The 26,180-nt window shown below is 64.4% G+C and carries 30 protein-coding genes and 2 pseudogenes; 13 read left to right on the forward strand and 19 right to left on the reverse strand.

Annotated elements, in window-relative coordinates; translation table 11 throughout:
- The 5 genes and pseudogenes from VGH54_RS16165 to VGH54_RS16185 form a co-directional block, all read right to left on the reverse strand.
- A pseudogene (locus VGH54_RS16165) lies at positions 1–347 on the reverse strand (hypothetical protein); the annotation flags it as partial.
- A 40-nt stretch (positions 348–387) separates the two neighbouring features.
- On the reverse strand, positions 388–843 hold the full coding sequence (locus VGH54_RS16170; RefSeq protein WP_331513077.1) for an STAS domain-containing protein: 456 nt from the start codon (positions 841–843) through the stop codon (positions 388–390).
- Positions 844–1,033: 190 nt separating this feature from the next.
- Positions 1,034–1,528, reverse strand: a complete 495-nt coding sequence (locus VGH54_RS16175; protein ID WP_331513078.1) for an SRPBCC family protein — start codon at positions 1,526–1,528, stop codon at positions 1,034–1,036.
- The gene (locus VGH54_RS16180; RefSeq protein ID WP_331513079.1) at positions 1,528–2,157 is read right to left on the reverse strand and encodes a nitroreductase family protein; all 630 of its coding nucleotides are present in this window, start codon (positions 2,155–2,157) and stop codon (positions 1,528–1,530) included. Before VGH54_RS16180 ends, VGH54_RS16175 begins: the two co-directional genes overlap by 1 nt.
- 19 nt (positions 2,158–2,176) lie before the next feature.
- Entirely contained in the window at positions 2,177–2,659 is a 483-nt protein-coding gene (locus VGH54_RS16185; protein ID WP_331513080.1) for a carboxymuconolactone decarboxylase family protein, read from the reverse strand.
- A 2-nt stretch (positions 2,660–2,661) separates the two neighbouring features.
- Between VGH54_RS16185 and VGH54_RS16190 the strand changes: the two genes are divergently transcribed.
- From VGH54_RS16190 to VGH54_RS16210, 5 genes are all read left to right on the forward strand, one after another.
- Positions 2,662–3,075, forward strand: coding sequence for a hypothetical protein (locus tag VGH54_RS16190; RefSeq protein WP_331513081.1), 414 nt, complete (start codon positions 2,662–2,664; stop codon positions 3,073–3,075).
- A 204-nt stretch (positions 3,076–3,279) separates the two neighbouring features.
- The gene (locus VGH54_RS16195) at positions 3,280–4,551 is read left to right on the forward strand and encodes an acyltransferase (RefSeq protein ID WP_331513082.1); all 1,272 of its coding nucleotides are present in this window, start codon (positions 3,280–3,282) and stop codon (positions 4,549–4,551) included.
- Between the two features lie 239 nt (positions 4,552–4,790).
- Positions 4,791–5,483 carry an Rv0518 family GDSL lipase gene (locus tag VGH54_RS16200; RefSeq protein ID WP_331513083.1) on the forward strand — a complete coding sequence of 231 codons (693 nt, stop codon included), beginning with the start codon at positions 4,791–4,793 and terminating at the stop codon, positions 5,481–5,483.
- Between the two features lie 74 nt (positions 5,484–5,557).
- Entirely contained in the window at positions 5,558–5,911 is a 354-nt protein-coding gene (locus tag VGH54_RS16205) for a hypothetical protein (RefSeq protein WP_331513084.1), read from the forward strand.
- A gap of 109 nt (positions 5,912–6,020) precedes the next feature.
- Positions 6,021–7,184: an LLM class flavin-dependent oxidoreductase gene (locus VGH54_RS16210; RefSeq protein ID WP_331513085.1), complete on the forward strand. Its 1,164-nt coding sequence runs from the start codon at positions 6,021–6,023 to the stop codon at positions 7,182–7,184.
- 13 nt (positions 7,185–7,197) lie between these two features.
- On the opposite strand, the gene VGH54_RS16215 is transcribed toward VGH54_RS16210, so the two are convergent.
- From VGH54_RS16215 to VGH54_RS16225, 3 genes are read right to left on the reverse strand one after another with little or no spacing between them, the layout of a single operon-like run.
- Complete coding sequence (locus VGH54_RS16215; RefSeq protein ID WP_331513086.1) at positions 7,198–8,763, reverse strand: FAD-dependent monooxygenase; 1,566 nt, start codon at positions 8,761–8,763, stop codon at positions 7,198–7,200.
- Positions 8,764–8,809: 46 nt separating this feature from the next.
- Entirely contained in the window at positions 8,810–9,154 is a 345-nt protein-coding gene (locus tag VGH54_RS16220; protein WP_331513088.1) for a DoxX family protein, read from the reverse strand.
- A 16-nt stretch (positions 9,155–9,170) separates the two neighbouring features.
- The gene (locus tag VGH54_RS16225; RefSeq protein WP_331513089.1) at positions 9,171–10,166 is read right to left on the reverse strand and encodes an LLM class flavin-dependent oxidoreductase; all 996 of its coding nucleotides are present in this window, start codon (positions 10,164–10,166) and stop codon (positions 9,171–9,173) included.
- 140 nt (positions 10,167–10,306) lie between these two features.
- Here VGH54_RS16225 and VGH54_RS16230 point away from each other — a divergent pair, with 140 nt between their 5' ends.
- On the forward strand, positions 10,307–11,365 hold the full coding sequence (locus VGH54_RS16230) for a phosphotransferase family protein (RefSeq protein WP_331513090.1): 1,059 nt from the start codon (positions 10,307–10,309) through the stop codon (positions 11,363–11,365).
- A 32-nt stretch (positions 11,366–11,397) separates the two neighbouring features.
- Here the strand turns inward: VGH54_RS16230 and VGH54_RS16235 are convergent, their stop codons facing one another.
- Genes VGH54_RS16235 through VGH54_RS16250 form a run of 4 tightly spaced genes read right to left on the reverse strand, consistent with a single transcriptional unit; the run spans position 11,398 to position 13,804 of the window.
- A complete protein-coding gene (locus tag VGH54_RS16235; protein WP_331513091.1) occupies positions 11,398–11,676 on the reverse strand; it encodes a cytochrome C oxidase subunit IV family protein in 279 nt (92 codons plus the stop codon).
- Between the two features lie 3 nt (positions 11,677–11,679).
- Positions 11,680–12,291, reverse strand: a complete 612-nt coding sequence (locus VGH54_RS16240; protein ID WP_331513092.1) for a cytochrome c oxidase subunit 3 family protein — start codon at positions 12,289–12,291, stop codon at positions 11,680–11,682.
- Positions 12,288–13,103: a hypothetical protein gene (locus tag VGH54_RS16245; protein WP_414688731.1), complete on the reverse strand. Its 816-nt coding sequence runs from the start codon at positions 13,101–13,103 to the stop codon at positions 12,288–12,290. Before VGH54_RS16245 ends, VGH54_RS16240 begins: the two co-directional genes overlap by 4 nt.
- Complete coding sequence (locus VGH54_RS16250) at positions 13,100–13,804, reverse strand: hypothetical protein (protein WP_331513093.1); 705 nt, start codon at positions 13,802–13,804, stop codon at positions 13,100–13,102. The genes VGH54_RS16245 and VGH54_RS16250 overlap by 4 nt, the downstream gene beginning before the upstream one ends.
- A gap of 266 nt (positions 13,805–14,070) precedes the next feature.
- Between VGH54_RS16250 and VGH54_RS16255 the strand changes: the two genes are divergently transcribed.
- Both VGH54_RS16255 and VGH54_RS16260 read left to right on the forward strand, forming a co-directional pair.
- Positions 14,071–14,685 (forward strand): TetR/AcrR family transcriptional regulator, encoded by a 615-nt coding sequence (locus tag VGH54_RS16255; RefSeq protein ID WP_331513094.1) that lies wholly within the window; start codon positions 14,071–14,073, stop codon positions 14,683–14,685.
- A gap of 78 nt (positions 14,686–14,763) precedes the next feature.
- Entirely contained in the window at positions 14,764–15,546 is a 783-nt protein-coding gene (locus VGH54_RS16260; RefSeq protein ID WP_331513095.1) for a hypothetical protein, read from the forward strand.
- Here the strand turns inward: VGH54_RS16260 and VGH54_RS16265 are convergent.
- Positions 15,547–15,635, reverse strand: a pseudogene (locus VGH54_RS16265) (1,3-beta-glucanase); the annotation flags it as partial.
- Between the two features lie 54 nt (positions 15,636–15,689).
- On the opposite strand from VGH54_RS16265, the gene VGH54_RS16270 reads away from it, so the two are divergent.
- On the forward strand, positions 15,690–17,219 hold the full coding sequence (locus VGH54_RS16270) for a glycosyltransferase family 39 protein (protein ID WP_331513111.1): 1,530 nt from the start codon (positions 15,690–15,692) through the stop codon (positions 17,217–17,219).
- A gap of 4 nt (positions 17,220–17,223) precedes the next feature.
- On the opposite strand, the gene VGH54_RS16275 is transcribed toward VGH54_RS16270, so the two are convergent.
- Complete coding sequence (locus tag VGH54_RS16275) at positions 17,224–18,051, reverse strand: glycoside hydrolase family 16 protein (protein ID WP_331513112.1); 828 nt, start codon at positions 18,049–18,051, stop codon at positions 17,224–17,226.
- Positions 18,052–18,180: 129 nt separating this feature from the next.
- Between VGH54_RS16275 and tpx the strand changes: the two genes are divergently transcribed.
- Positions 18,181–18,684 (forward strand): thiol peroxidase, encoded by a 504-nt coding sequence (gene tpx, locus VGH54_RS16280; RefSeq protein ID WP_331513096.1) that lies wholly within the window; start codon positions 18,181–18,183, stop codon positions 18,682–18,684.
- On the opposite strand, the gene VGH54_RS16285 is transcribed toward tpx, so the two are convergent.
- Positions 18,681–19,997 (reverse strand): acyltransferase, encoded by a 1,317-nt coding sequence (locus VGH54_RS16285; RefSeq protein ID WP_331513097.1) that lies wholly within the window; start codon positions 19,995–19,997, stop codon positions 18,681–18,683. The two genes, tpx and VGH54_RS16285, sit on opposite strands and share 4 nt — an antisense overlap.
- A gap of 159 nt (positions 19,998–20,156) precedes the next feature.
- On the opposite strand from VGH54_RS16285, the gene VGH54_RS16290 reads away from it, so the two are divergent.
- Positions 20,157–20,495: a hemophore-related protein gene (locus tag VGH54_RS16290; protein ID WP_331513098.1), complete on the forward strand. Its 339-nt coding sequence runs from the start codon at positions 20,157–20,159 to the stop codon at positions 20,493–20,495.
- Positions 20,496–20,577: 82 nt separating this feature from the next.
- Here VGH54_RS16290 and VGH54_RS16295 read toward each other — a convergent pair whose 3' ends face one another.
- The 3 genes from VGH54_RS16295 to VGH54_RS16305 are packed head-to-tail and all read right to left on the reverse strand — an operon-like array spanning position 20,578 to position 23,319.
- Entirely contained in the window at positions 20,578–21,387 is an 810-nt protein-coding gene (locus tag VGH54_RS16295) for a glycoside hydrolase family 16 protein (RefSeq protein ID WP_331513099.1), read from the reverse strand.
- A gap of 57 nt (positions 21,388–21,444) precedes the next feature.
- Positions 21,445–22,266 (reverse strand): alpha/beta hydrolase, encoded by an 822-nt coding sequence (locus tag VGH54_RS16300; RefSeq protein ID WP_331513100.1) that lies wholly within the window; start codon positions 22,264–22,266, stop codon positions 21,445–21,447.
- Between the two features lie 9 nt (positions 22,267–22,275).
- Complete coding sequence (locus tag VGH54_RS16305) at positions 22,276–23,319, reverse strand: class I SAM-dependent methyltransferase (protein ID WP_331513113.1); 1,044 nt, start codon at positions 23,317–23,319, stop codon at positions 22,276–22,278.
- 60 nt (positions 23,320–23,379) lie between these two features.
- Between VGH54_RS16305 and VGH54_RS16310 the strand changes: the two genes are divergently transcribed.
- On the forward strand, positions 23,380–24,225 hold the full coding sequence (locus VGH54_RS16310; protein ID WP_331513101.1) for an SAM-dependent methyltransferase: 846 nt from the start codon (positions 23,380–23,382) through the stop codon (positions 24,223–24,225).
- 8 nt (positions 24,226–24,233) lie between these two features.
- A complete protein-coding gene (locus VGH54_RS16315) occupies positions 24,234–25,010 on the forward strand; it encodes a DUF1906 domain-containing protein (protein ID WP_331513102.1) in 777 nt (258 codons plus the stop codon).
- A gap of 1 nt (position 25,011) precedes the next feature.
- On the opposite strand, the gene VGH54_RS16320 is transcribed toward VGH54_RS16315, so the two are convergent.
- Positions 25,012–26,178 carry a glycosyltransferase gene (locus VGH54_RS16320; protein ID WP_331513103.1) on the reverse strand — a complete coding sequence of 389 codons (1,167 nt, stop codon included), beginning with the start codon at positions 26,176–26,178 and terminating at the stop codon, positions 25,012–25,014.
- Positions 26,179–26,180 lie beyond the last annotated feature (2 nt).

Raw genomic sequence — 26,180 nt, forward strand, 5'->3', positions numbered from 1 at the left:
GTCTTGTCGGTGGGATCGATCCTCACCACCTGCGGCTTTTTGCTCATGGCGTTGTCGAGCGGTTGCTTGGTGTCATCGCCAAGCCGCTTCCAGTAGCAGACGCCGGTGCCAACCGGACCGGCCGAGGTGTAGACCCCCGGCACGATGTCGGTTCCCACGTTGTAGACACCGTCATGGTCGATCGTCGTCTTGGGGCCAGCGGCCGGCGCCGCCGCAGGAGTCGGAGCAGGAGCGGGCGCCGGGGACGGGGGGTCGGCACTGGCGAGGCCTGCGGACACAACCCAGCCCAGCGCGATCAGCGCCACAGCGGCTGAGGCCGTTGACTTGGACGTCACGAATAGCAGCATACGGACTTTGCGAAATGAGCGCCGCAGCCCATTTATCGGGCTACGCGGTTTTTGTGAGCAGCGGCAGCAGTAGCCGGCGTCGCGCGGTGTTGGCGTCGGCGAAGTAGTGCAGCGCCTCGTGCACCGTGGCAGCGGTGGGGAAGCTGGTGTCCTCGCCGGTAACCAGCAGCGTCAGGCTGACCGCTTGGCTGGGGATCAGCGCCCATTCCAGCCCGGCGGCGCTGCAGGCGTCGTCGACGCGGTGCAGAAGGCGCACAGCCTGCGCGGCGAACGAGTCCAGGCCCGACAGGTCGAGGACAAATGGCTTGTCCGGCAGGTTGAAGCGCTGGGCGTGTTCGATGACCTGGTCGACGTTGCTCGCGTCGATCGCACCGCTGATCGTCACGACGGTGGCCAGATGACGGCATTGCGCGCGCACCGCGGCGCCACTGCAGTCGACGGGAAGATGGGCGTGACGCGGCGCCAACGAAGCTGCCGTGCCAATCGGGTCCTTCATCAGAACGCCCCCATCTCAAACACTGTTACTGCAATATCGGGATCAACGATGACCCGAACCTGTTTGAGACGCTAATTGCCTACTCTAAGGTCACCTGTTCCAGCGCTTAATACTTTGCTAAGAAACAATTTTCAGCTACTGGCCAGTACGTTCCAATGACGTGCCGACAGCTCGCCGGCGGGGGAGCCAACTAGGCCAGTCGCTTGACCGATCCGAGATAGCTGAGCGCGTGCTCGTAAATTTCGGTGTTGTCGCGAGAAATCTTTGCGTGGACGGGTCGCTCGAGAAGGAGACGCAACAACGGGTTGAACGCGTGATACGTCTCATGGAAGGTGAGCAGGGTGCTGCCGTCGGGCTGTTCCTCGAGTTCGTGGTAGCCCTCGGCGCGCGACCACAGCGGTTTCCCGATCGCAACGTAGCGCGACAGCTTATTGATGGTGGCCTCGGTGACGGTCTCCCACGAGCGTCCTTTGCCACCGGACAGCAAGTACTTGGGCACGGGAAAGACACAGGTCCGGACCAGACCCTCACCGGCTTCGTCGCCTTCGTTCAGGATCTCCATGCTGCCGGTCGGCCACTCAAGCACCCGCGGCTTTGGCGCGTTCGGCGGCACCGGCGGGTGCAGCACCCGCCACACCTTCCGCGGTGGTGCGTCGACGTGGAACCGCACGGTGAAGGATTGCATCAGCGTTCTCCCCAGCTGTCCCAGAAGGTGACGGTCTCCGCGGGCGGCCGCCAGGCCGGCCGGAAGTCAGTGCCAATCGTGTAGGCCACCGGGAAAAGCGCAGCCTGTGTGACCATGGCCGGGATGCCCAGCAATTCGGCTACCTCTTGCTCCTTGGCCAAATGCATTGTCGTCCAGACCGATCCGAGACCACGAGAACGAAGCGCGAGCAAAAAGCTCCAACCGGCCGGGATGATCGAGGCCCAAGCCGACGCGGCGGTCAACACGCTGGAGTTATCGATGCGGTTCTCCAGGCAGGGGATGACATGCACGGGAACGTGGGCCAGCGTGTCAGTGAGGCTGAACGCGCTGGCGTATACGCGCTGGGTTTGCGGGTCGGACGCGTCCTTCGCGGCGAGTGCAAGATACTCGGCACCGATGCTGCTGTAGATCTCCGCGATGGCGGCGCGCTTGTCGGGGTCGGTGATCACCAGCCACCGCCAATCCTGCGTGTTGCTTGCCGTCGGCGCCTGCATCGCCAGTTGTATGCACTCCAGGATCACGTCGCGACCGACCGGCCGGGTGAGGTCGAGACGTTTGCGTACCGACCGGGTGGTGCTCAGCAATTCGTCGACGGTGGCGATATCCATGCTGTCCTTCCCGCTGTGTTCAGAGATCGATCGCGCACGACTGATCGACGCCGAGCACGGTCAAGGAGCGTCCCAGACCAAGGAACACCGCGACACAGAGTGTGAGATCGAGGACTTCCTCATCGGTGAAATGTTCGCGCAGCCGTCCGAAGAACCCGTCGTCGATCGATGCGTGGTCGTTCGCGAATCGCTCGGCGTATTCGATGGCAAGCCGTTGGCGCGCCGTGTAACCGGGATAGGTGGCGTAGGCCGCGACGTTCTCATACAGTTCCGGCGCAACGCCCGCCTCGAGCACCGAACCCGCGCGGAAGTCTGAGCATGCGACGCAATCGTTGATCTGCGCGATCCGCATCCTGGCCACCTCGCGCTCGTCCGGCGGCAGAATGCTCTGCTGGTAAGCGCCGCGAATCATCCGCTCGACCATGTCGCCGAGTTGCGGTCGCAGCGTCCAAATCATTGCGGCCTCACCACCGGGGCCGTCGGGCACATCAAGCCTGGCCATGGATGCGAGCAAACCAGATGTTCGGGTTGACTGTCCAGGTTGCCGCCCGTGGACACCCGGACGCCCGGGTTACCGTCCGTCTGAACGGAAGCGCGAAGTGGCGCTCGCACAGGAGGTCTCGCGACACGCTGTTCATGCACGAGGTGCACACGGTGCGGGGACGTGCCGAAGACGACTTCGAGGCCGCTTTTCGAGATGGCTGGATGCCCACACTCGGCGCCGGAGACGAAGCTCGGCTGCTCTGGTATGCCGACCACGCGCACGGCACCGGCCCCGCCTACACGACTGCTTCGGACGTCAGCCTGGTCACCCGTGTACTGACCTCGGCCTGGAGCTGCTCTCGCGGTTCAGGATTCGGTCGGCCTCAGCCGCCATCTCGGCGACGATGTCTGCAGCGGGATGCACTGCGTGGATAAGGCCGATCGACTCACCGATGAGGATGGCAGCGGCCTCGACATCTTCTGCGGCAACGGCCTCGGTGGTTCCGCGCGTTGATACGACGCCTGCCTGCGGTGATACCTGGATAATCGCTGCGAGCCACGCCGGGCCGACAACTCGCTATCGATCCAGCGCACTGATACCCTGCCAACGCCGTCGTTTGTGACGATGCGCCGTGGTGAATGAAGCGCCAGCGGCCTCACGGAAAGAATGTTGTGCGCAGCGGAGATATCAAGGCCCTCACAGGACTTCGCATCGTCGCCGCCGTCTGGGTGGTGCTCTTTCACTTCCGGCCGCTATTGCACGATGCCGCACCCGGATTTCTCGACGCACTCACACCGGTGCTCAACTGTGGCGCCCAAGGCGTGGATCTATTCTTCATCCTCAGTGGGTTCGTGCTGACCTGGAACTACCTCGATCGGATGGGCGGATCCTGGTCGACCCGTGCCACCCTGCATTTCCTCTGGTTGCGGTTGGCCAGGGTGTGGCCGGTTTACCTGGTCACCCTGCATTTGGCCGCACTGTGGGTCATTTTCACGCTGCACGTGGGCCACGTGCCGTCGGACGAGATCTACCGCTTCACGGCGATCAGCTACGTGCGTCAGGTCCTGTTGGTACAGCTGTGGTTCCAACCGTTCTTCGACAATTCGAGCTGGGACGGGCCGGCATGGTCGATCAGCGCCGAGTGGTTGGCCTACCTCCTGTTCGGGCTGCTGGTGCTGGTGATCTTCCGGATGGCGCGTGCGACCCGCGCTCGCAACCTGATGTGGCTGGCGGTAGCCGCCGCACTGCCCCCGGTGGTGTCGCTGTTGGTGACCGGCCAGTTCTACACGCCCTGGAGTTGGCTGCCGCGCATCGTCATGCAGTTCACCGCCGGGGCGCTGATCGCCGCCGCGGTCAGTAGGTTGCAGCTCACCGACCGTGGTCGCGGCGCTGCCGGCTGGGCGTCCGTATTGCTGATGGCCGGCGTGGTGGGCTTTCTGTACTGGTCCGATGCGCACCCGCTGCACGGTGTCACGGATACCGGCGGCCTGGTCGACATCTTGTTCGTGCCGCTGGTAATGACACTGGCAGCCGGCACCGGCAGCTTGCCGGCGCTGCTGTCCTTCCGGCCGATGGTCTACGGCGGGAAGATCTCGTTCTGCCTGTACATGGTTCACGAGTTGGCGCACACCGCGTGGATCTGGACGGCCCAGCAGTTCGAGCTCACCATGGTCGGCAACGGCGGCAAGCTGCTGCTGGCCGCCGTGCTCGCGGTCACCTTCGCCGCCGCGGCCGTGCTGTATCACGGCGTAGAGGAGCCCGCCCGTCTCTGGATGCGCAGGATGGTCGGCGATGGCCGGCCTGTGGTCGACGCTGCTGATCCTGCTGCGCCGGCCGCGGGCGGCAAACTGCAGTCGGTCGACGGAATCCAGGAAGGTCGACCGAAGCCGATCTCGGCGCGCGCGGGCTGAAACTCTCTGGTACAGCTAGCAATACTGCGCCAAATCTTGATCAAGTAGCATCCCTTGTGGCGCGAGACCTTGGGGTCTCGCGTCCGTCGACAAAGTGGGGCCTCACCAGCACTGACTGGCCCCCACGCGGCGTCCCGCCGGACGACAACGCGTCGACCGCGCAATTCGTCGTGGTGCTTTTACGATGCCGCTCATACGGCTGGGAGGCGCGGCCGGGGTGGTGGACAGTGGAGGTAACGGTGGGGCGTCTAGCCACAGTTGTCATCGCGGGTGCGGTTGCGGCCGGAATGGTCACCCTCCATCCCGCCACGGTGCAGGGTTACCGGACCGTGGCTCGCGGCACCCCGATCGACCACGTCGCGGTAATCGGGGACTCCTACACCACCGGTACCGATGAAGGCGGCTGGGGATCGAACACCTGGACCAACCGCACCTGGCTGACGCTCGCGCGCCAGGGCGTGCAGGTCGCGCCCGAGGTTGCCTCCGAAGGCCGGGCCGGCTACGTCGTCCGCGGTGACCACGGCAGCGTCTTCGAGGACCTGACCAACCGGGCTGTCCACCCCGACGATTCCTTGGTGGTGTTCTTCGGCTCACGCAACGACCACGGTGTCGACCCGGCGCAGATGGCGGCCATGGCGCACGACACCTTGGAACTGGCCCGCCGTATCGCGCCTACGGCGAAGTTGCTGGTGATCGGCCCGCCATGGACGGGCTCCGATCCGCCGATTGACGTCCTGTACGTCCGCGACATCCTCAGCTTTCAGGCCAACGAAGCCGGGGCGACGTTCATCGACCCGATCAGCGAGGGGTGGTTCGTCGGCAGGCCAGACCTGATCGGCCCCGACGGCGTGCACCCCAACGACGCCGGACACGCATACATGGCCGAGAAGATCGCTCCGCTGATCCACGCCCAGCTGTCCCGCCGAGCCTGATCCCGCTCGCGTTCAACGCGTTTCGCACGCTGTCGTCGCGGGTATCTCGGGATGCACGGATGAGGGGATTTCAGATGATGTCTGGCATGCGAACAGCGATGATCATGTTCTTCGGCGCGGCGATGCTCGCGCTTGCGGTTGGCTGCGGTGGGGGTGGGAAGGGCGGGCCGACCACCACCACAACGACGACCACGACTCCGTCGTCGAGCGTGGCGCCGGCACCGTCGATGGCCCCCGGCGGCGGTGGGCCTGGCGGCGCGACCGGCGGCGGCGGGCCGAATGGCGGGGGAGGCAGCATCCCGGGCGGCCCGACCGGCGGCGGCGGGCCAGGCGGTGGCGCCGGCAGCATTCCCGGCGGCCCAACCGGCGGCGGCGGGCCGGGCGGTGGCGGCGGCTGTATTCCCGGCGTTGGTTGCGGCGGCGGCTAACCGGTTGGGCGTTGCCCAGAAACTCTTTGCAGATTCGAGGCTCTAACTCTTAACCCTCAGCGCGTCACGGGTTTAAGGTCTGGGCAACTCGACTGCTAGGGGACCGTACATGGCCAAGCTCAGGTTTGGGTATTTCATCGCTCCGTTTCACCGCGCAGGAACCAACCCGACGCTGGCCATGCAGCGAGATCTCGAGTTCGTCGAACACCTCGACGCACTCGGCTTCGATGAAGCGTGGATCGGCGAGCATCATTCGGCGGGCAGCGAGATCATCGCCTCGCCGGAGATTTTCATCGCGGCCGCCGCGGAGCGGACCAAGTGGATCAAGTTGTGTACCGGGGTCATCTCGCTCGCGTACCACAATCCACTCTGGGTCGCCGACCGGTTGATGATGCTCGATCACCTCACCCACGGCCGGGTAATCGGTGGGGTAGGGCCGGGCTCACTGCCCAGCGACTCGTCGATGATCGGGCTGACCCCCACCGACACGCGAGAGCTGCTGGAGACCAACCTTGACATCGTCGTCCGACTACTGCGCGGCGAGGCGGTGTCGGCGAAAACGCCGACACACGAACTGCACAACGCCCGCTTGCAGCTTGCCCCGTACTCCGACGGGGGTGTCCCGCTGGCGGTGGCCGCGGTCGCTTCGCCAACCGGTGCACGATTGGCCGGCAAGCACGGCATCGGCCTGCTGTCCATTGGGGCGACGCTGACGATCGAAGGCTTCAACGCGCTGCAATATCACTGGGACATCGTTGAAGAGCGCGCAGCGGCGTTCGGCACCACGGTCGACCGGAAGAATTGGAGCCTGGTCGGGCCGTTCCACATCGCCGAAACCGACAAGCAAGCCCGCGAGGAAGTGAAATTCGGTCTGGAGCCGTGGTTCCGGTATTTCCAGAAGGTGGCCGCGTTCCCGCAGATGACCATGCCCGGCGAGCAAATCGACGAGATGATCGATGTGATCAACGACAACGGTGCCGGAGTGATCGGCAGTCCGGAGCGGGCGCGCGAACAAGTGCAGCGGATGTGGGATCAGTCCGGCGGATTCGGCTGCATGCTGCAGATGGGCCACGAGTGGGCCAACCCGGCCGCGACCAAACGGTCGGCTGAGCTGTTCGCCGCCGAAGTGATGCCGCATTTCCAGGGCCAGGCGCAGCCGACCCTGGACGCCGCCGCGCGTGCCAGCGAGGCACGCGAAGGCCTTGCGCAATCGCAGAACGACGCCGTCGCGCATATGACGAAGAAGTATCAAGACGAAATCGCCTCGAAATAACTGACTTTCGACTTCAGACTGCTTTGATGCCGAACCATGTCCGAAGGACGCGACGAAGTTCGTCAACCTCGGGTTCCGGCGCCGACGAGGCCCACGCCACGTAGCCATCCGGCCGGACCAGCAGCGCCGTGGCCGACACGCCACCGACCGGGTTGCCGGCGGCGACGGTAATCCGCTCTGCGACATCGGAAGTCACGGTGGCGACAGCTGCATCCTGGGTGAGGTCGATCAGCAAAGGACGACCGCTGCGTGCGAGCTCGGCCACCCGTCGAGTCGTTCCGCCGTTCCGGACAGCGAAATCGGGCACCCACCGTCCGGCCAGCGGATGCGCATCGGCACCGACGTAGTAACGATTGTCGTTGCCGGACAACAGATCACTGAGCCGCTTAGCGTTGTTCGGGTCCTCGAGGAACTCAGAGAGCAGGCCTCGCAGGGCGGTGACTTCTGTTCCGGGCCGCACCAGAGCCAGCTGGGCCCGGCTGTGCATGACGACACGCTCGCCGGCCGGCCGGCGCTCGGCCTGATATGTGTCGAGCAACGCCGGATCGGCGCCACCGGCAATGACTGCGGCCAGCTTCCAGCCGAGGTTCACGGCGTCCTGCAAGCCGAGGTTCAGGCCCGGCCCGCCCAGCGGGGAGTGGACGTGCGCCGCGTCGCCGACCAGGAAGACCCGGCCCGATCTGTACGCCGAGGCGATCCTCGAGTTGATGCCGTAGAAGCGGCGCAGGTCCAGCGGAGCGTCCGGCGAAACCGGTCGCAGCGGAACATCGGCTCCGAGTACACGTTTCACGCTGGCCTCGATCTCGGCCAGGCTCACCGGCGTGTCGTCGTCGTCGTAGTCGTCGAGCCGGTCCTCTTGGGCCGATCGATCCAGTTCCAACGTGATGAGCATCGCCCTGTCCCCCATCCGGCGGCAGGCGAACACACCGTGCTCGGCGCGGTAGAACGGCGCGGGTGGGACACGACCCCAGCCGGGGATGTCGAGCACACCGGTGATCGGGTCGACCCAATCGGCGGGTGGCGCCACTCCGAACGCCATCCGGGCTACCGCGTCATGTGAGGTCATTCCGGGAAAGTCGATGCCGGCGAGTTTGCGCGTCTGACTGGACCCCCCGTCCGCGCCGACGAGGTACTTGGCGGGCAGTTCGTACGGGCCGTCAGGACCGTCGACGTGCACGACGACACCGTCGGCGTGCTGGTCGAATCCGACCAGTCGGTGTCCCCAGCGCAAATCGGCGCCGTCGTCGCGAACCCGCTGGGCCAGAATCTGGACCAGCCGCGGTTGTTGGACGGGAAACATGAAGTGCTGTGGGTCCGGCACCCCGGTCAGATCCAGCGCCATGGCCGCGAACATCGCCCACGGGGACGGCTGAGGGGGATCGGGAGTTCCGGCCAGGACGCTGTAGAGGCCGCGATGGTCGAGCAGCCGAACCGCTTGACCGGTAATCCCATTCGCGCGCCGTTGCGGGTTGGGTCCGGCAAGCGGCTCCAGCACGACGGGCCGCATACCGGCCAATCCGAGTTCACCCGCCAGCATCAGCCCATTCGGGCCGGCCCCGGCGATGACGACGTCATTCATTTAGCCCAGCTTAATAGTCAGCCGCCGGGTATGACAAGCTACTTGATTACATCGACTGCAAAATCGCGGTCGCGACGGCCAGACCCAGTCCGATCACCGCGGGAGCCGAGTCGGACGCGCTGTCGGATGCCCGCACGTGAAATCCGATGGCGCCCAGGAGAAGTAAAGCCAGTCCGACGGCGGCGGCTATGCCGATCGGCGCCCACGACAGCCCCGCCAGAATGCCGGTGACACCGGCGAGTTCGAGCGCCCCGATCATCCGCCACTGCATCGGGTTGACGCCGAGATGATCGCGAATCTCCAACGACTGCTTCACCCCGACGAGCTTGATCGAACCGGCAAACCCCATCAGCAACGCGAGCAGAGCCGTCACGACTACTTTGGCGATCATCACTACACCGTAATACTCAGCCGGCGATGCCGGTGGCGGATGCGAAGGCGCGCAACTCGCGTTCGATGTCGGATCCCGCTGGCTGGTAAGCGACTTCGGTGACCCCCGCTGCGGCAAGGTCGCGCACGCGCGCCGCGACCTGTTCCGCGGTACCCGTCAACGCCCCGGCGCTGGCCACCGGAATGAGGTCGGCAATGTAGGGCTCGTCGCGCGGGTTGGCTTTCACCAGGTGCCCTTCGTGGATGGCGAGATGCCGTTCGTTCTCGGGATGGGCCTCGACCGCCGCACGCCATCCGCGCCCACCGGGTAGCGCGTCGACCACGGCGGCGCCGCCGCGCTCGTACATCGCGTGATACATCACAACGGCGCCCGGTGCCACCGCGTCGACGACCCGCGGCGAGGTCAGCTCCTCGCCCTCGTCCAGCACCGAGCCGAAGGACAGCAGCGCCCGCCAGTCGGCCGCGTCGACCGCATCGGGCTGAGGAACGGCGGCCGAGAACACCCCGTCACCGAGTTCGGCCGCCACGGCCAGACCCTTCGGGCCATCGGCGCCGATCAGGATCGGCACCGAGATGGGTCGCTTGGCGCCATACCCGGACGGGTGCATCATCCGAATCCGGGCGCCCTCCCATTCGGCGGTCTCGCCGGCCAGCAGCGTCTTCAGGCAGCGGACGTACTCGGCGACCCGCCGCCACGGCATGGGTCGCTTACCCAACGAGAACCGGCCGGTGAAGCCCGATCCGATGGCCACTGCGACGCGATCCGGCGCCTGGTCGACGAGCTCGGCGATGGCCGCCGCGTTGACCATCGGATGCCGCAGGCTGGGAACGAGAACACCCGGTCCGAGCCCGATCCGCGACGTCCGTTCGGCGCACCGCGCCAGGATCATCCAGACGTCGGGGTACAGCGCAGGGGAGTCGTAGAGCCACGCTCGCCGATAGCCGAGCGACTCCGCCAGTTCAACCTGCGCTGGGGTCTCCGATGAGGTGGCGAAGGCACAAGAGATGTCCATGATCGGACACTAACCGAGCCGACTCGATCAGGATGCGTCGTCCTGCTGCTAAGTCAAGTCGATCATCGGCATTGTCAGGCGCTCTCCTCGGTAGGGTTTTCGCAGACGCGGTCGACGACAAGGGGCCACACATGGCGGGGATGGCTGAGCTGGTGCCGGTACTGCCTGCGCATCGATTCGACGAAGCGGCGCTGGCCCGGTACCTGCGTGGCCGGCTGCCCGGATTCGACGGTCAACTGCAGGTTCGGCAGTTTCAGGGCGGCCAGAGCAATCCCACCTTTCATCTGCAGACCGCCGGCGGCGACTACGTGCTGCGCAAGAAGCCACCGGGCAAGCTGTTGCCGCGGGCGCACGAGGTGGCGCGCGAGCACCGCGTGATGGCCGCGCTGGCCGAAACCGATGTTCCCGTGCCGCGCATGCACCTGCTCTGCGACGACGAATCTGTGCTCGGTACAACGTTTTTCGTCATGGAGCACGTTCCGGGCCGGGTCTTCCCGGACCGGGTCATGCGGGAGGAGAGTCCCGCACACCGCGCCGCGGTCTATCAGGACCTTGCCCGCGTGCTTGCGGCCCTGCACCGCGTGGATTGGCGCGCCGTCGGACTCGAGGGCTTCGGCCGGCCAGAGGGCTATATGCAGCGCCAGGTGGCGCTGTGGACTCGTCAGTGGGAGGCCGCGCGCATGGAGGACATGCCGGCGATGGATCTGCTGGCGAAGTGGCTGCCCGAGCACCTGCCGCCCGATGACGCGCCGTCGTGCATCGCCCACGGCGACTATCGTCTGGGCAACGTCTTGCTGCACCCGACCGAGCCGCGGGTAGTGGCAGTACTGGACTGGGAGTTAGCGACGATCGGAGATCCGTTGGCCGACCTCGGGTATTTCTGCGTCACGTATCACGTGCCGGGCGGACCCGGCGGCAGAAGCGGCGTTATCGGAGAAAACCTCACTGGCACAGGTATTCCTGATCAGCAGACCTTCCTAGACAGCTACCGCGCTCTCGCGGGCATTGAGCTTCCAGACTCTCTCGACGTCTTCGTGGTGTTTTCGATGTTCCGGCTGGCTTCGATCACCGCCGGGGTGTGGCGGCGGGGCGTCGAAGGCAACGCGGCCGATCAGCGGGCCGGCACCGACGAATACCGCGAGCGTTATCGCGGGATGGCCGAGACTGCATGGGAATTGGCGCAAAGTATCGCTGCCTGACAGATGGGCACGAATCCACGCATATTGCTTGGTCACAGACTGGCGAAGTAGAAGCTCAGCAGCAGGGTGAAAAGTCCGAGAACCCATCCGCTCGTGGTCGCCTTGAGCCAAAGGGGTGCCCGGCGAACTTCCATGAAATGCCGAATCACCAAGTACGCCTTGACCGCTGCGATCAGCAATACGGCGGTTGTCACCGTAGTGTTGATCTGATGCGCAGCACCGCCATCTAGGGCGATCAACGATGACACGATGGTGACCGTCGTGAGCAGTGCCCACACGATTGTCAATGGATTGCGTATCAGCGCCGTCATGGGCTACCTCATCAAGTACAGCAGGGCGAACAGGACCAGCCATAAGACATCGACCATGTGCCAGTAGGTGGCACCTGTCTCGACGAACGAGATCTTGGGTGGCTTCGACGCTTTCAGGCTGCGCAGGATGAAGCATAGGATGACCAGGCCGAGGGCGACATGGCACAGGTGCATGCCGGTCATCACGTAGTAGTACATGAAGAACAGGTTCTTCCCCGGCGTCAAGCCGCTGCTGATTTCGGGGATCCATTCGAACATCTTGAGCAGCGGAAAGGCGGCGCCGAAGGCCAATGCGATCCAGAACCGTTGTAGCGCAGCCACTCTATTGCCGGCGCGAGCCGCCTCGGTGCCGAGTGCCACGAACAGCGAACTGGTCAACAACATCACGGTGTTGATGGCACCGATGTCCAGATTCAGCCGAGCTTGGCTTTGTAGGAACAGCTCGTGATTCTGGCCCCGGAAGTACATGTAGCCGACGAAATAGACGCCGAATATCAGCAAGTCGCCAATGACGAAGAACCACATGCTCGAGTCGCCGGGGACATGACCCCGCCTGCTGTCATCCGGTCGAGAGTTGCCGACGCCCGGGGCGACCCCCTCTGCAACGTTGGTCATGCGCTCGTCCCTGACCGGAGCTCAGCTGCTTTCGGCCGGAGCTCAGGCGAGGCGTTGTCGAGTTCGGCCTCAGGCTGGTTCTTGATCGCCCGGTAGATGCACACGTACACGATGATTTGCCACGAGACATAGAGGGTCATCGCGAACCAGAAGGTCATCAGGCCGTTCCAGGCGAAAGGCCCTGATTTCACGATCCAGACCGGTGCGGCCATCAGCTCGGTCACATACTGCCAAATGGTGTAGTACCCCAACCACTTTGGCAGAATATTGTTCTCATCGAGAATGATGGCCAAACCGAAGGCCATCCACATGACGCAGAAGCATCCCAGCGAGCCGATGAATGCCAGATAGCCGAAGTCGTAGAGCATCGTCAAGACACCCGAGTTGTACCCGGGGCGAAATGCGCCGAGGCCGAAGCAGAACATCGGGAACAGCATGCCGACGATCGCGCCCGTGATCGCGCCGATCATCATCGAATAGCGGAACGCGGGGCTCACCGACATCCGCCTCACCTGCATCAGGTAGCAGGCGTTGGACACCGGCGCGAGCCCATAGGCCAGCGTCAGGATGACGCACGCGATCAGCAGATTGTGCGAGTGCATGAAGTCGACGATGCGCGGGGTGGCGCTACTCGGTGACCTCGGCGGCATCATCCAACTCAGCGGGACGAACACCAGACCGAACAAGTTGAAAAAGAACGGCACGCTCCAAAACGCGATCCACTGATCGAGTTTGCGATTGGTGCGCCACGACGTTGCATGCTCGGCCGCGGGGGCGGGGGCCTTGGGCACCTCTGCCACACTGCCGCTCACGCGAGAACCACCCGTTCGTCACCCTGGTGTCGCACTGCTCGCAAAAGGGCCCAGAACATCACCGCGATGTAGACGGCAAACGTCGTCAACCGCAATGTGAACGACAGTGGACCATTCCAGGCGAGTGGACCCGTCTTGTAGAGGATTGAGAATGCGCTCGGGGCCAGCAGCACAACGGTCGCGACGTTGAAGTGCGCGACCCAGCGCGGAAAGATCGGATCTGGGCGCTCATCCAGGTAGACGCTCAATGCGAAGCACAAGTTCTGCACCATGATCGTGCCGACCGGCGCGATGAAGAAGAACCACGCCATGTCATTGAGCAGACTCGTGAGCTGCGGATCGCGATCGGGCCTGAACGCGGCCATCCCCCAGCAGTAGTCGGCGAGGATGAATGCCGTGGTACCGACGCCGACGCAGATGATGTAGGCGTACGTCAGGACCGTGCTCGACGTGGCGACGCGAGAGATTTGCACGGCTGTCACTGCGAACAGTGGCACCAACGAGCACGCAATGAGGTTGCAGAGGATCGCCACACCGAGGATTCCGGTGACATTGTCCCGGAAGAACGCTGCCACCTGGTCGGGCGTCAACGTCGGCGACAGAGGTGGTGAAAACACCGGGAACACAAGGTAGGCAAGCGCAAACAACGCCACCGCCGGCGGCGCCGTCCACAACAGGATGCGTTGACCTCTGGTATTCATCGATTACGTCCCTGCCTCACCTCATGCGAAGTCGCGCGTCGACGGTCCACTCCAGTTGGCTCGCCACAACCCGTGCCGTCTTAGATCTAGCACGTTCACTGACAAATGACAACGAAAGCCACACCCTTGCACATCAGCTCGGAATCGATAAGCCGGTGTTTGGATGGTAAAAATAGCCTGTTGTCGGCCGAAAACCAGAGGAGTGCGTCCGCGCTCAGCTTCGTTGAACACCAATTTCAAGTGATATCTGTCAGCGAGCTGACCGGATGCTGCAGAATAGGGCCGTGCCAGACACTGCGACGGGTCGCGAAGCCCAGCGCCGCAAGACGCGGGCGCGGGTACTGGATGCCGCGATCGTGGAGTTCCAGCGTGCCGGCGCGAATTCGGCGGATATCAACGCGATCGTGGAAGCGGCGGGAGTTGCCCGCAGTACGTTCTACTTCCATTTCCCCACCAAGGAGCATGTCCTGCTGGAGTTGATCCGACGCGATGAGGACTATCTCGCTGAGGAGCTCGGCCGATTTCTCGATACCCGTCGCACCCTGCCGGCAGTTCTCGACGAAATCATCAGGCTTGTCGTGGCACTCGAGAACCGTTGGGGCGCATCCTTATTCCGTGACGTGATCAGCCTTTACTTCTCACCGGCGGCGCCCAAAGACGAGAATTGGACCAAGCACCCGACGTTCGTGCTGCTTGCTGCCGAAATCGAGCGAGCGCGTATCCGCGGCGAACTCTACGACGACGTCGACGCGTACGACAGCGCCGCGTTCTTTCTGATCGGCCTCCACGCCCAACTCATCAGCGCCCGCGAGTCAGGTTCTGGGCGTGACGAGGTGCTGAAAAAATTTGCGAAGAGCACCCTGCGCAGCCTTCAACGCTGAACGCGCCGAACCCGCAACGCTCTGCTGCGGCGGACGGACGTATTCGGTGCTGGAATGGACTCCGTACACTGACCGATCGTGGGCATTCTGTTTGGCTTCGCGCCGTGGATCGTCTATTGGGTCCTGGTCGGCAACACGTCGTTGCTGGTCGCGGCTTTGGTCGCGTTCGCGATCGCGATCGCCGGACTGGTCGCCAGCTATCTCACCCGCACACCCAGGCGTGCGCTTGAAATCGGTTCTGGTACAACGTTCTTGACGCTCACGGGGGTGACACTGCTGGCGAGCCAGTCGTTTCTGCAACGATGGGCGCTACCGCTGAGCATCGCGGGAATCTTGCTGGTAACCCTGGTCGCCGCGCAGTCGGCCACGTCGTTCGTGCACGAGTACGCCGCGGCGAATCAGCCTCCGGCGGTGGTCAACAGCGATGTTTTCGGCCAGATCACCTCGCGGCTCACCTGGATCTGGGTCGGCGTGTTCGCGGGAATGACGGTGTCGTCTTCGATTCCGCCGATTGTTGCGGCTAACGCATCGATACTCGACACCACCACGCCGCTGACCTACATCGGCTACTGGGTGGTGCCGTTCTCGCTGCTGGGTCTGGGCGCGCTCGCCACCAGATTCCTGCCCGACTGGATGATCGCCGCGGCCGGCGACATCGTCCGCAAGACCACGTTCGTCGCCTACCACGAGGCCACCATCGACGAGTTGTACTACCTGGCTCAGGAACATGCCAATCGCGAGGTCGGCGCGGGCGAGGAAGCGTACGCCGTCAAAGTCGGCAACATGGGAACGCCGCTGGTGGGCGACGACACCCGGCACTCGTGGCCGTCCACCTACAAGGTGCGGGCGTCGCGGCACTAGCTAGCAGACCCGCACCCAGTCAACCAGCATCTCGGCCGGGTAGCTGCCCGCTGCGGGTCGCCGTCGCCGGAACCACCGACCGCGAGGTGCCCGTTGCGCTCTGGCACCATGGCGACGTGTTCAGCGGGTATCCAAGACGCCTTATCGCAAAGGTTCGCCGTGACCGACGAACACCGCCGCGAGCCGCGCTGGACCCTGTGATCGTTGCTGTGTTCGCCTCCGTTGTAAGCCTGGCCGGCGCGGGCCGCCCGTCTTTCTGGTACGACGAGGCCGCCACGATTTCGGCCGCATACAGTCGTTCTCTGAGCCAGTTGTGGCACATGCTGGAAAACGTCGACGCGGTCGAGGGTCTGTACTACGTGCTCATGCACGGCTGGTTCAAAATCGTCCCGCCCACGGAATTCTGGTCCCGCGTGCCAAGCGGTCTCGCGGTCGGGGCCGCCGCGGCCGGAGTCGTGGTGCTGGGCAAGCAGTTCTCGTCTCGCACTGTCGCGCTGGCCTCCGGAGTTGTTTGCGCGATCTTGCCCCGGGCGACCTGGGCGGGCATCGAAGCCCGCCCGTATGCGATTTCGATGATGGCCGCCGTGTGGCTGACGGTGCTGCTCGTCCATGCGACGCGGCGCGACGACGCGTGGGTGTGGCTGTGTTACGGGCTCGTTCTGGCCGTGTCGGTTTTGCTCGACGTGTATCTGCTGCTTTTGCCTCCCGGGTACGTCGCTTTCATCTGCGCCTTTCGGCGCAGCCGAACAGTCGTCCTACGGTTCGCGCTTGCATCCGTTCTGGCGGGCTGCGCCCTCGCGCCGTTTTTGATCGCGGCCATCGGCCAAACGCATCAGATCAGCTGGGTCGCCCCGATCGGGCACCGGACGATCGAGGATGTGGCAATGCAACAGTATTTCGAGCGAAGCCCTCCGTTCGCAATTCTGTCCGCGCTCATAGTCGCGACGGCTATTGTGTTGTGGCTGTTCACATCCGCGCGCCTAGCGGATGCTGACCGCCAGCTATTGACGTTGGCGACTGCCTGGCTGTTTATACCGACCGCGGTGATCGTCGCCTGGTCGGCGGTGGTTCACCCCGTCTACACGCCGCGCTATTTGTGCTTCACCGCACCGGCGATGGCCGTGGTCTTGGGCGTGTGCATCGGCGCATTGGCCGTCACGCGATGGGCAGCGCCGGCTGTCATCTGCCTTCTCGCGGCTGCTGCGGCGCCGAATTATGTTTCGGTGCAACGTAATCCGTACGCGAAATACGGTATGGACTACAGCCAAGTCGCCGATCTGATCGCGGCCAAGGCAGCGCCTGCCGATTGTTTACTGGTCAACGACACGGTGACGTTTATGCCCGCACCTATGCGCCCATTGATGGCGGCACGCCCGGACGCCTACCGGAAGCTGGTCGACCTGACCCTGTGGCAGAGAGCAACCGACCGCAATGACGTCTTCGATACCAACCTCATCCCAGAAGTTGTGGCGAAACCACTGAGCCAGTGCCGCATCGTGTGGATCATCACCCAAGCCGATAACGCGATGCCCGCCTATGAGCAGGGTCCGGCGCTCCCGCCCGGGCCGCTCTACCGGGCGACACCGGCCTTCGCGGTTCCGCACGATCTAGGCTTTCGCCTCGTCGAGCGGTGGCAGTTCAACCTGGTTCAGGTGATCAAGGCCGTGCGGTGAGCCGCTACCAGACCCGGATGTAGTCGATCAGCATTTGGCAGGGGAACGTCCCTGCGGCGGGATTGCCTGCTCCGACGCCGCCGACCGCGAGCGTGAACATGGGCGACATCCAGTAGCCGGGATTGCTGAACGGCCACCGCTTGTCTTCGGGAGGGGCCCCGAAAACGTGGATCGGCTTCGGCGGAACGCTGAAATACGGCTTGGCTCCGTCGACGTAGTCCCGCCAGAATTTGAAGCCGTCCTGATCCCAACGCATGCGCCAGGTGTGCCAAGCGTCGTCCACCATCCCGGGAATGGATTTCCCTTCCCAGGTTTTCCCGTTGGATGCCGCGTGGACCGTGGTACCGGGAGCCCATTCGCCGTTGCCGTACCACTCGAAGACGTCGACCTCGCCGTCCGGCTGCGGGTCCTCGTTGACGGTCCAGAACGAGGGCCACAGGCCGGGGTACAAACAGTTGAGTTTGATCCGCGCTTCCCAGGTGGTGTTGATCGTGCCCCGCCAGTTACCGCGCAGCTTGCCGGTGAAATACTCACCGTTTTCTCGGCTGGCCTGCAGGACAAGGTTGGAATTCCCATCGAGAAAAACATTTCCGGCGCGGTATATCCCGTCGACGGGCGGGTACACGTCGTCCTGCCAGGTCTGCGGCGTCCACTTAGCCAGATCGGGGCCTTGGCCAGCCGGTCCGTCGAACTCGTCGTGGAAGATGTAGCTCCCGGGTGCGGCATCGGCCGGCGCCGCCGGGGGAGACGGGTGAGCCCAGGCTTCCGGGAGAGACATCGCGGCCCCGAGTGCGCCCAGCCCCATTGTGATCATGATGTTCCGTCGGTTGATCTCAGGCACGCTAGTCAATATATAGAGGACACTAAGGGTCGGCATGGCGACCCGCTCGAATGCGGCGCGCCGGAAGCTGACCCAACCCCCGGCCCCACGCCGCCCTCCCGGCCTTGGCAGACTGTGTGCATGGCACAGATAACTATGCGTGGAAACCCGATCAACACCGTCGGCGATCTGCCTGCCGTGGGATCTCCGGCCCCGGCCTTCACACTGACCGGATCCGATCTGGCACCGGTGAGTAACGAACAGTTCGGCGGTAAGCCGGTGTTGCTGAACATCTTTCCGTCGGTGGACACACCGGTGTGCGCGACCAGTGTGCGCACCTTCAACGAGCGCGCCGCCGCGGGCGGTCTCTCGGTGGTGAACGTTTCCAACGACCTGCCGTTCGCTCAGGCACGCTTCTGTGGTGCCGAGGGCATCGAGAACGTGCAGAGCGCGTCGGCGTTCCGTGACAGCTTCGGTCAGGATTACGGCGTCACCATCGCCGACGGCCCCTTCGCCGGCCTCCTTGCCCGGGCCGTCGTGGTGATCGGCGCCGACGGCAACGTCGCCTACGAGGAGCTGGTGCCGGAGATCGCGCAAGAGCCCAATTACGATGCAGCGCTGGCCGCGCTGAGCGCATCGGCCTAGCTCCGGCAGGCGATCTGAGGTTGTGCCTGCCCGCGGTTGCGATCCCGCGGGCACAGCGCCACCAGCAGTACGCCGACAACGAATACCGCCGCGGTCAGCCGCGGGAGATGCCCATACGGCGCGAAGCCTTCCGCGGCGAAGAACGCCAGCCCGTAGGCCGCCATCGAGGCGCCGGCCAGCATGATCGGCTCGGCCCAGCGGCTCCCGACCACATTGAGTGCGGGCAGTGGCGCGGCGGACAACCTCCGGCCCCAATTCAGCAGTGCCAGCTCTACCGCGGTCACCAGGCCGAGAATGACCACCCATTCCAATCGGGCGAGCCACCACGCTGCGTGGCCCTCAGCCGGCTGTGGCAGCAGTCCGGCCGGATAGCCGATGATCGCCACGATCACCACGGGAATCATGTGCCACAGATACAGGGCCATCACATTGGTGTTGGCCCGGGACAGCACTCGCTGGACCGGATCGCCCCGCAGCGCGCGGTTGAGCGCGGGCGCGAAGCTGATCGCCAGGCCGGCCTGCGCGCACCCGAACGCCAGCATTGCCACCGACGGCGGCTCGGTATTCTGCACGGCTTGGCCCGGAACGCCGATCATGCTGACCGGGTAGGGCCCCAGCCAGATCAACAGCCACAACGCGCAGGCCGAGCCGGCGGCAAGCATTTCCGGTCGCAACCCCGCTAAAGACCCTTTCTGCCAAGCTATTCCGAGCTGGTAGAGCAGCGCCCAGCACAGCAGATAGTTCAGCCAACCCAGATACGGCACGTGGCCGGCCAGCGAGGCGACGTCGACAGCCACCACGCCCGCCGCCAGCAACGCAGGAACCAGAAGTCCCCAACGGCGTTGTGCCGCAATCGCAATCGGCGTGAGCGAAACCACTACCAGATAGACGGCGAGGAACCATAGGTGCATCGCCACCGCCCAGCCTGCGTATTCCAGGGTCGACCCGGCCACCCCAGATGCATCACAGACAGCGACAACAACCGACACCAGCGCGACATACACCGCCGAAGGCCCGAGTACGCGGGCCAGCCGATGACGCAGCCAGGTCTGGCGCGGCACCCCCTCGGACGCGTGTTGATGGCTCCACGACACGGCAGCGGCGTAACCGGCGACCAGGAAGAAGGCGGGAACGGCTTGGAAGGGCCACGTCAGCCACTGGGTCCAGGGTTGATCAACGAGTGGATTTTGCCGACCGAAGACTCCGTCGCGGTAGGTCACCGCTCCGGCCAGCCAGTGGCCCAGCACGATGAGAACCACCCCCGACACGCGGTAGAAGTCCACCGCCGGGTTGCGGGCCGGGCGCTCAGCCATACCCGAAAAGTACCTGTGACACGGTGTTGTGGGGGTGAGGGCGGGTTGCGTCGGCCGACGCGGCGCGATCTTCGACAAAGCCGCCCCCGAATCCTTCCGGTAAACTCGGGTTCGCGGCGTCGAAGTTCGGCGCCTCATCACTTGGAAGGTGTCCCACATATGGTCACGCGTTCGTTGAGCAAACTGGCTGCCGTAGCCGGGGGTCTGGCATTGTCGGTGCTCGCTGGCGCGGGGATCGCGTCCGCAGACCCCGATCTGGGTGCGGCAATCAACACCACCTGCAGTTATCCCCAGGTAGTCGCGGCGCTGAATGCGCAGTCGCCGGCCGCCGCAGCAAAGTTCCAAAACTCCCACATGGCACAGGGCTGGTTGCAGCAATTCCTGGCGTCGCCGCCGCCACAGCGCCAGGCGATGGCGCAGCAGGCCCAGGGCTTCCCCGGGGCTGCGCAGTACTTCCCGCTGATCAACCAGGTCGCGGGCAGCTGTAGCAACTACTGACATTTCACAGTAATGGGGTGAACCTGCATCGCGGGTTTACCCCATTACTTGTCTGAGGCCAGGGGACCGGCGCGTCCGTCTTTTACCAGACCCGGATCCAGTCGACCAGCATTTGCGAGGGGTAGGTGCCCGGTCCTGGGTCACCGCCACCTGAACCGGCGACCGCGAGGTTGAACACCGGGTAGACGGTGTAGCCGGGGCCGTTGAACGGCCAATCCGGCAGCGAGTCGGCCGGAACGTCGAAATAGGGTTGCGCGCCGTCGACCCAGTCTTTCCAGAACCGGATGCCGGCTGCGTCCCATTGGCATCGCCAGGTGTGCCAGCCACTGTCCAGTGGGATGTTGTGGGTCTTCCATTCACCGCCGTTGGCTTTCGCGTGCACGGTGGTGGCCGACGGCCAGCTGCCGTTGCCGTACCACTCGACGACGTCGATTTCGCCCTGGTCCTCATTTCCCAGCCAGTAGGCGGGCCAGCTGCCGGCAGTGAGGCAATCGAGCTTGATCCGCGCTTCCCAGGTGTGGCCGACGCCGCCTCGCCAGAGGCTCTGTACCTTGCCGCTGTAGAAGGTAGGGCCATCTTTCGCAGCCTTGAGAACCAGGTTTGACTTGCCATCGACAAAGACGTTGCGGCGATCGTCGCGATATTGGCCGATGTTCTCGGGCAATTCCCAGTGCGTGGGGTCTTTGATTACCTCGCGCGCCTTGGCCACTGCCCATTTCGCCGGATCAGGCGCTGAGCCGGCTGGGCCATCGAATTCGTCTTGGAAGATGTATCCGCCCTGCGGCGCTGCTGGTGGGCGCGGGTAGGCCCTGGCCTGCGCGAGGGGCACTGCGGCTGCCAGCACGCCGAACCCCGTCATCAACATCAAGGTGCGACGATCCATTTCGGGCATAGGCCCTGCACGATATCAGCCACGCGCGGCGGCCGGCCAAATCGCGGTTCGGCCGGGTCACAGGTGAGCGAGCAGTCGATCCGCGAATGCGTCGGGGTGTTCTCGGTGCATGAAATGCCCGCCGTCGACCTCTTCGACGATGTAGTCACCGGCGAACATCCGGGCGGCGCCCCGATAGTCGGCAGGCTCCGCGATGGGGTCACCGAGCCCCGCAAACACGACCGTAGGCACGGTAATTCGTGCCTTCAGCGACGCGCTGGGTATCGGCGAAAGCTTTCGGTAATAGCCAAATGCCGCGTTCAAGCTCGCGCGGTTCGCAAAGCTCGCCCGCACTGGGTCGAATTCCTTCGGGTCGGGCCGCCAACCCGGCGACCAGCGGCGGCAGATTTCGGGAAGCGCCGCGAAGTCGTTGCGCGCGAAGCGCTCTGCTGCCCCCGGTAATTTGTATGCCGCGAAATGCCGTACCCCCCAGAGCTTTTTCAGCGTCGGCTTGAGGGCAGCCGGATGAGGAATGGCGAGGACGAACAGCTTTTTCACCCGTTCGGGGCCTAGCGCCGCCGCGCCGTACGCGGCCGAGGCTCCCCAGTCGTGTCCGATGACAACGGCCTCGCTGGCGCCGAGCGCGTCAACCAGCGCAAGGGCGTCGCGCGCCAGAGTTTCCTGGTCGGCGTCGCGATCCGGGATCGCGGTGGGGTGGTACCCGCGCATGAAGGGGCTTACCGCTCGATATCCCTTCGCCGCGACGCGGGCGCGCAGGTGATCCCAGGTGTGCGCGGTGTCGGGGAACCCGTGCAGCATCAACACCAGTGGCCCGGTTCCTTCTTCGAGATAGGCGAACTTCAGTCCGTTCGCGTCGACGAAGTGGAGTGCATCCGCCATGACTATCCCTCACGTCTTCTGATATACGAGCCAGCGCAACTCGATTGGGGATTCTTCACGCTCAACGTCGAACAGGTCGAGGCCGCTGGCCCACCCCTCGAACCAGTCGGTGGGTGGCCAGGCGCCGTCGGGCAGATGGGTCTTCTCGTATTCGTAAGCCGAGTCATCGGCGATAAGCTCAACGGGCAGCTGAGACGATGCGGCGCTCAGTTCGTCACGCGTGAAGATCATGGTGTTGCACTGTTGCCCGAGTTCAAGCGCCGCATTGTCGGGGGTGTAGCCCTGACGCGCGAGGAAGGAATTGAAAACCAGCCGGCCACCGGGAGCCAGACAATCGGAAGCGAGTTCAAATATGCCCCGTAACTCACCGGTGCTGCGGAAGTCAGGGACCACCTCGGCAAGAATGATCAGCCGATAGTCCCGGCGAACACCGTCCATCGTCTCGAAGACATCGCCATCCATGACACGGACCTGAAGCGATTCACGGCCGGCCGCCGCACGAATGATGTCGGCGAACTTCGGGCTCATCTCCACCGCATCCACCGGGTGCCCGCGCCGCGCCAGGGCCAACGCGTTGCGCCCCGTTCCCGCACCGACGTCAAGAACGGGATGAGCCTGGGGGTCCGCCACTTCGCCGGACAGCGCCCACACCCGGGCGTCCGGCTCGGTGCCGAATAGCGGTCCCTCCCCGCGGGTGCTGACCCAGCCGTCGTAGGCGCCACTGAGTGTCACGGATTCGGTTGTGACCCGGTAATTCATCGAGATGCCGAACGGCGCATGAAACGAGATCACGATGTTCGAACGGGACGACGTCGTGTAGGCCTTGGTCAACTCGGCCGCCAGCACTGTCCTGAGCTGAAGGGATTGCTCGGCGGTGTACTGCACTCCCGAGGCGGCAAAGATCTTGTCGCACATCTTGACGTACTCGTCGAGCATGCTGGGGACGACGGGCACCGTGATCTGTGCCGTGAGCACCGCTCGGCGGTACAGCCGCCTGACCATCGCCTCGCCCAACGTGGACGGACTGAACGACCTGACGGCCGGATCCTCCATCATGCCCTTGTACACGACCCATCCGTGTTCCACCAGCGCCCGAGTGCTATAACGCAACGTATGGTAGACGCCGGGCATGTGATCACCCACGTTTCGGACACGGCCCGGTGGACGGCGCGGTTTCGGGCAACGGAATCGGCGCGGGCCGACGCGCTGTTCGGCGACCCACTGGCCGAGCGTCTCGCGGGTGAACAAGGCCGCGCGATCGTCGCCAAGACTGCTATGACGAGCCGCAGCGGCTGGTGGCTCGTCGCGCGTACCAAGATCATCGACGACGCGATCGCCGAAGCGATTGCCGACGGCTGCGACCGGGTGCTGAACCTGGCCGCCGGCTTGGACACCCGGCCGTACCGACTGAACCTTCCAGCAGATTTTCAATGGATCGAAGCAGACCTTCCGGAGTTACTCGCGGAGAAGACGCAACTCCTGGCCGACCAGACACCGCGGTGCCGGCTGACCCGGTCCGCGGTCGACCTCGCCGACCCAGTGGCCCGCGACGCTTTCTTCGACACGGCACTGGATGGCGCCAGCAGAGCTCTCGTGTTGACCGAGGGCCTGTTGATGTATTTGGAAGACCGTGATGTCACAGCACTTTCGGACGCGATCAGCCGGCCCGAGGTGGCCTGGTGGATGTTCGACTTCGGCGGTCCAGGCTTGAAGAGGCTGATGAACCAGAAGATGGCCGGCATGCTGCAGAATGCCCCGTTCATCTTCGCGCCCGAAAACGGGTTGGCCTATTTCGAGGATCTCGGCTGGCGAGTCCTCGAATCCGAGTATCTGATGGCGGCCGCCAACCGGTTTCGCAGGTTGCCGATGTTCATGCGGCCGCTCGTGTGGGTGCCGCAACCGAATCCACGTCACCCGGGCAGAAGACCCTGGAGTGCCACGGCGCTCCTTACCCGCTGAGGCTCATCATGGTCGAATCATCCTTCTCACGACGCGAACTGGCGAAATACGCTGCGGCAGCGGCTCTGCTGAGCCTTGCCCCGTTAGGCGCGACCCTCGACGGACGTAAAGCGTCGGCCGCCAATCCGAGGCTGATCGATTTTGCGGAGCGCCGAATTGCGCCTGCCGAGATCAAAGCGGCCGGCTATGCCGGGGTGGTGAATTACGTGTCCGAGTCGCGGCCGGGCGCGAACTTCGAGGCGAAGCCCCTCACCCGCGAGTACGCAGACTCGCTACGCGCCGCGGGATTGCACATCGTCAGCAACTTCCAGTACGGCAAGCCAAACGGAACCGCACCCTCGGACTTCACCCGCGGTTTCGACGGTGGCGCGGCCGACGCGCACACGGCTCTGCAGCTCCACAACGCTGCCGGAGGCAGCAACTCCGCCCCGATCTTTTTCAGCGTCGACGACGACATCAACGTCGACACCTGGAACGGTCTGGCCGTCAACTGGTTTCGCGGCATCAATTCGGTACTGGGCACTGCGCGAACTGGGATCTACGGACATTTTCAGGCTTGCCAGTGGGCGACCAACGACGGCGTCATCGGCCAGTCGACCACAGCAGGACACCGATGGGCATGGCAGACCAAATCCTGGTCACATGGACAACGCGATTCCACTGCCGTGTTGTACCAAGAGGTGGTCAACACGCCGTCGAATCCCGGTCCGCTTCTTGGTGGCATCAACATCGACGTCGATGAAGTGCTCGCCCCCGACTTCGGCCAGTGGGATCTCGGCCGGTGATTTAGTCCGTGCTGGCGGCGGCTTCTACGAAATCCGCGGCGCTGGAAGCGCTTTCGTAGGGAGATATCATTTCTGCGGCAATCTTGCCAGCCCGATCGAGGTATTCCGGTGTGACAATCCACCTCAATCCGGCGGTCAGCGATTCTAGGTTGGCGTCCGAGAACCGTTGTCCCGTACCAATCTTCAGCTGCTCCACACCGGCCGCCCACACCGGCTGATCGAGCCAGAGCCACAAAATCAGTGACGGCACACCGGCGCGCATCACCGCTGCGGTGGTGCCCGCGCCGCCGTGGTGGACGGCCGCCCGGCAGCGAGGAAGGATCGCGGCGTGACCGACCGCGTCGACAAACTTGACGTGGTCGTAGTGATCGAATTCGGACAAGTCGTTGGGCCCGGTGCAGATCAGCAACCGCTGGTTCAGTTGCGCGCACGCCGCCACGATCCTCTCGACGATCTCGGCGGGAGGAGAAATCGGGGTGCTGCCCATGCCGAAATAAACGGGCGCAGTTCCCTCGCCAATCCACGACAACACCTCATCGTCGGCATCGGTGGGCGACTCGAGGGTGAGCGCGCCGACGAACGGCTTGCCCGGTTCGGCCCATTCGTCAGGCTGGCCGGGCAAGCACCGTTCGTCGTAGGCCTGGATCTCCATCAACGCCGGCGGGGGCTCGGATGCCTCCGGCAGGCCCAGCGCCCGACGCAGAGGTTCCTCGGATGCCTTGACCAGCCAGGAGTTGAGCTGCCCGGACGGCTGAAACCGCGACGGAAACGAGTGCAGCGCAACCAACGGAATACCTTCGTGTTCAGCGATGTTGGCGGCCAGCCGCTGCTCGTTCATGCCCGTTACAAGCAGGTCGGCGCCTTCAGCGAGCGATGCGAGCGCCGTGCCCTTGTCCACCCAGACCTTGGTGACATGTTCCACGACCTCGGGCAGCGCGGCGTAGGGGTTTTTCATGTTGGCGACGAAAAAATCCGCCGCCGTGTTCAGCTGCGCCTCGGAGTCGGGCCCATAGGCCACCGCATCAAGACCGACCGACTCGACGAACGCGACCATGTTGGGCGGGACGGCGATACTCACCTCGTGCCCTCGCCGCAGCAGCTCGCGACCAACCACGGCGCACGGCTCGACATCGCCCCGACTCCCATAAGCGGCCAGCACAAATTTCATCG

Source organism: Mycobacterium sp. (genome assembly GCF_036488105.1).
Classification (GTDB): Bacteria; Actinomycetota; Actinomycetes; order Mycobacteriales; family Mycobacteriaceae; genus Mycobacterium.

Excerpts from the sequence above, each read along its gene's own strand:
- VGH54_RS16170 (WP_331513077.1), bottom strand. The coding sequence starts at position 843 with ATGAAGGACCCGATTGGCACGGCAGCTTCGTTGGCGCCGCGTCACGCC.
- VGH54_RS16175 (WP_331513078.1), bottom strand. The coding sequence starts at position 1,528 with ATGCAATCCTTCACCGTGCGGTTCCACGTCGACGCACCACCGCGGAAG.
- VGH54_RS16180 (WP_331513079.1), bottom strand. The coding sequence starts at position 2,157 with ATGGATATCGCCACCGTCGACGAATTGCTGAGCACCACCCGGTCGGTA.
- VGH54_RS16185 (WP_331513080.1), bottom strand. The coding sequence starts at position 2,659 with ATGGCCAGGCTTGATGTGCCCGACGGCCCCGGTGGTGAGGCCGCAATG.
- VGH54_RS16190 (WP_331513081.1), top strand. The coding sequence starts at position 2,662 with ATGCGAGCAAACCAGATGTTCGGGTTGACTGTCCAGGTTGCCGCCCGT.
- VGH54_RS16195 (WP_331513082.1), top strand. The coding sequence starts at position 3,280 with ATGAAGCGCCAGCGGCCTCACGGAAAGAATGTTGTGCGCAGCGGAGAT.
- VGH54_RS16205 (WP_331513084.1), top strand. The coding sequence starts at position 5,558 with ATGATGTCTGGCATGCGAACAGCGATGATCATGTTCTTCGGCGCGGCG.
- VGH54_RS16210 (WP_331513085.1), top strand. The coding sequence starts at position 6,021 with ATGGCCAAGCTCAGGTTTGGGTATTTCATCGCTCCGTTTCACCGCGCA.
- VGH54_RS16215 (WP_331513086.1), bottom strand. The coding sequence starts at position 8,763 with ATGAATGACGTCGTCATCGCCGGGGCCGGCCCGAATGGGCTGATGCTG.
- VGH54_RS16220 (WP_331513088.1), bottom strand. The coding sequence starts at position 9,154 with ATGATCGCCAAAGTAGTCGTGACGGCTCTGCTCGCGTTGCTGATGGGG.
- VGH54_RS16225 (WP_331513089.1), bottom strand. The coding sequence starts at position 10,166 with ATGGACATCTCTTGTGCCTTCGCCACCTCATCGGAGACCCCAGCGCAG.
- VGH54_RS16230 (WP_331513090.1), top strand. The coding sequence starts at position 10,307 with ATGGCTGAGCTGGTGCCGGTACTGCCTGCGCATCGATTCGACGAAGCG.
- VGH54_RS16235 (WP_331513091.1), bottom strand. The coding sequence starts at position 11,676 with ATGACGGCGCTGATACGCAATCCATTGACAATCGTGTGGGCACTGCTC.
- VGH54_RS16240 (WP_331513092.1), bottom strand. The coding sequence starts at position 12,291 with ATGACCAACGTTGCAGAGGGGGTCGCCCCGGGCGTCGGCAACTCTCGA.
- VGH54_RS16250 (WP_331513093.1), bottom strand. The coding sequence starts at position 13,804 with ATGAATACCAGAGGTCAACGCATCCTGTTGTGGACGGCGCCGCCGGCG.
- VGH54_RS16255 (WP_331513094.1), top strand. The coding sequence starts at position 14,071 with ATGCTGCAGAATAGGGCCGTGCCAGACACTGCGACGGGTCGCGAAGCC.
- tpx (WP_331513096.1), top strand. The coding sequence starts at position 18,181 with ATGGCACAGATAACTATGCGTGGAAACCCGATCAACACCGTCGGCGAT.
- VGH54_RS16285 (WP_331513097.1), bottom strand. The coding sequence starts at position 19,997 with ATGGCTGAGCGCCCGGCCCGCAACCCGGCGGTGGACTTCTACCGCGTG.
- VGH54_RS16290 (WP_331513098.1), top strand. The coding sequence starts at position 20,157 with ATGGTCACGCGTTCGTTGAGCAAACTGGCTGCCGTAGCCGGGGGTCTG.
- VGH54_RS16295 (WP_331513099.1), bottom strand. The coding sequence starts at position 21,387 with ATGCCCGAAATGGATCGTCGCACCTTGATGTTGATGACGGGGTTCGGC.
- VGH54_RS16300 (WP_331513100.1), bottom strand. The coding sequence starts at position 22,266 with ATGGCGGATGCACTCCACTTCGTCGACGCGAACGGACTGAAGTTCGCC.
- VGH54_RS16305 (WP_331513113.1), bottom strand. The coding sequence starts at position 23,319 with ATGGAGGATCCGGCCGTCAGGTCGTTCAGTCCGTCCACGTTGGGCGAG.
- VGH54_RS16310 (WP_331513101.1), top strand. The coding sequence starts at position 23,380 with ATGGTAGACGCCGGGCATGTGATCACCCACGTTTCGGACACGGCCCGG.
- VGH54_RS16315 (WP_331513102.1), top strand. The coding sequence starts at position 24,234 with ATGGTCGAATCATCCTTCTCACGACGCGAACTGGCGAAATACGCTGCG.
- VGH54_RS16320 (WP_331513103.1), bottom strand. The coding sequence starts at position 26,178 with ATGAAATTTGTGCTGGCCGCTTATGGGAGTCGGGGCGATGTCGAGCCG.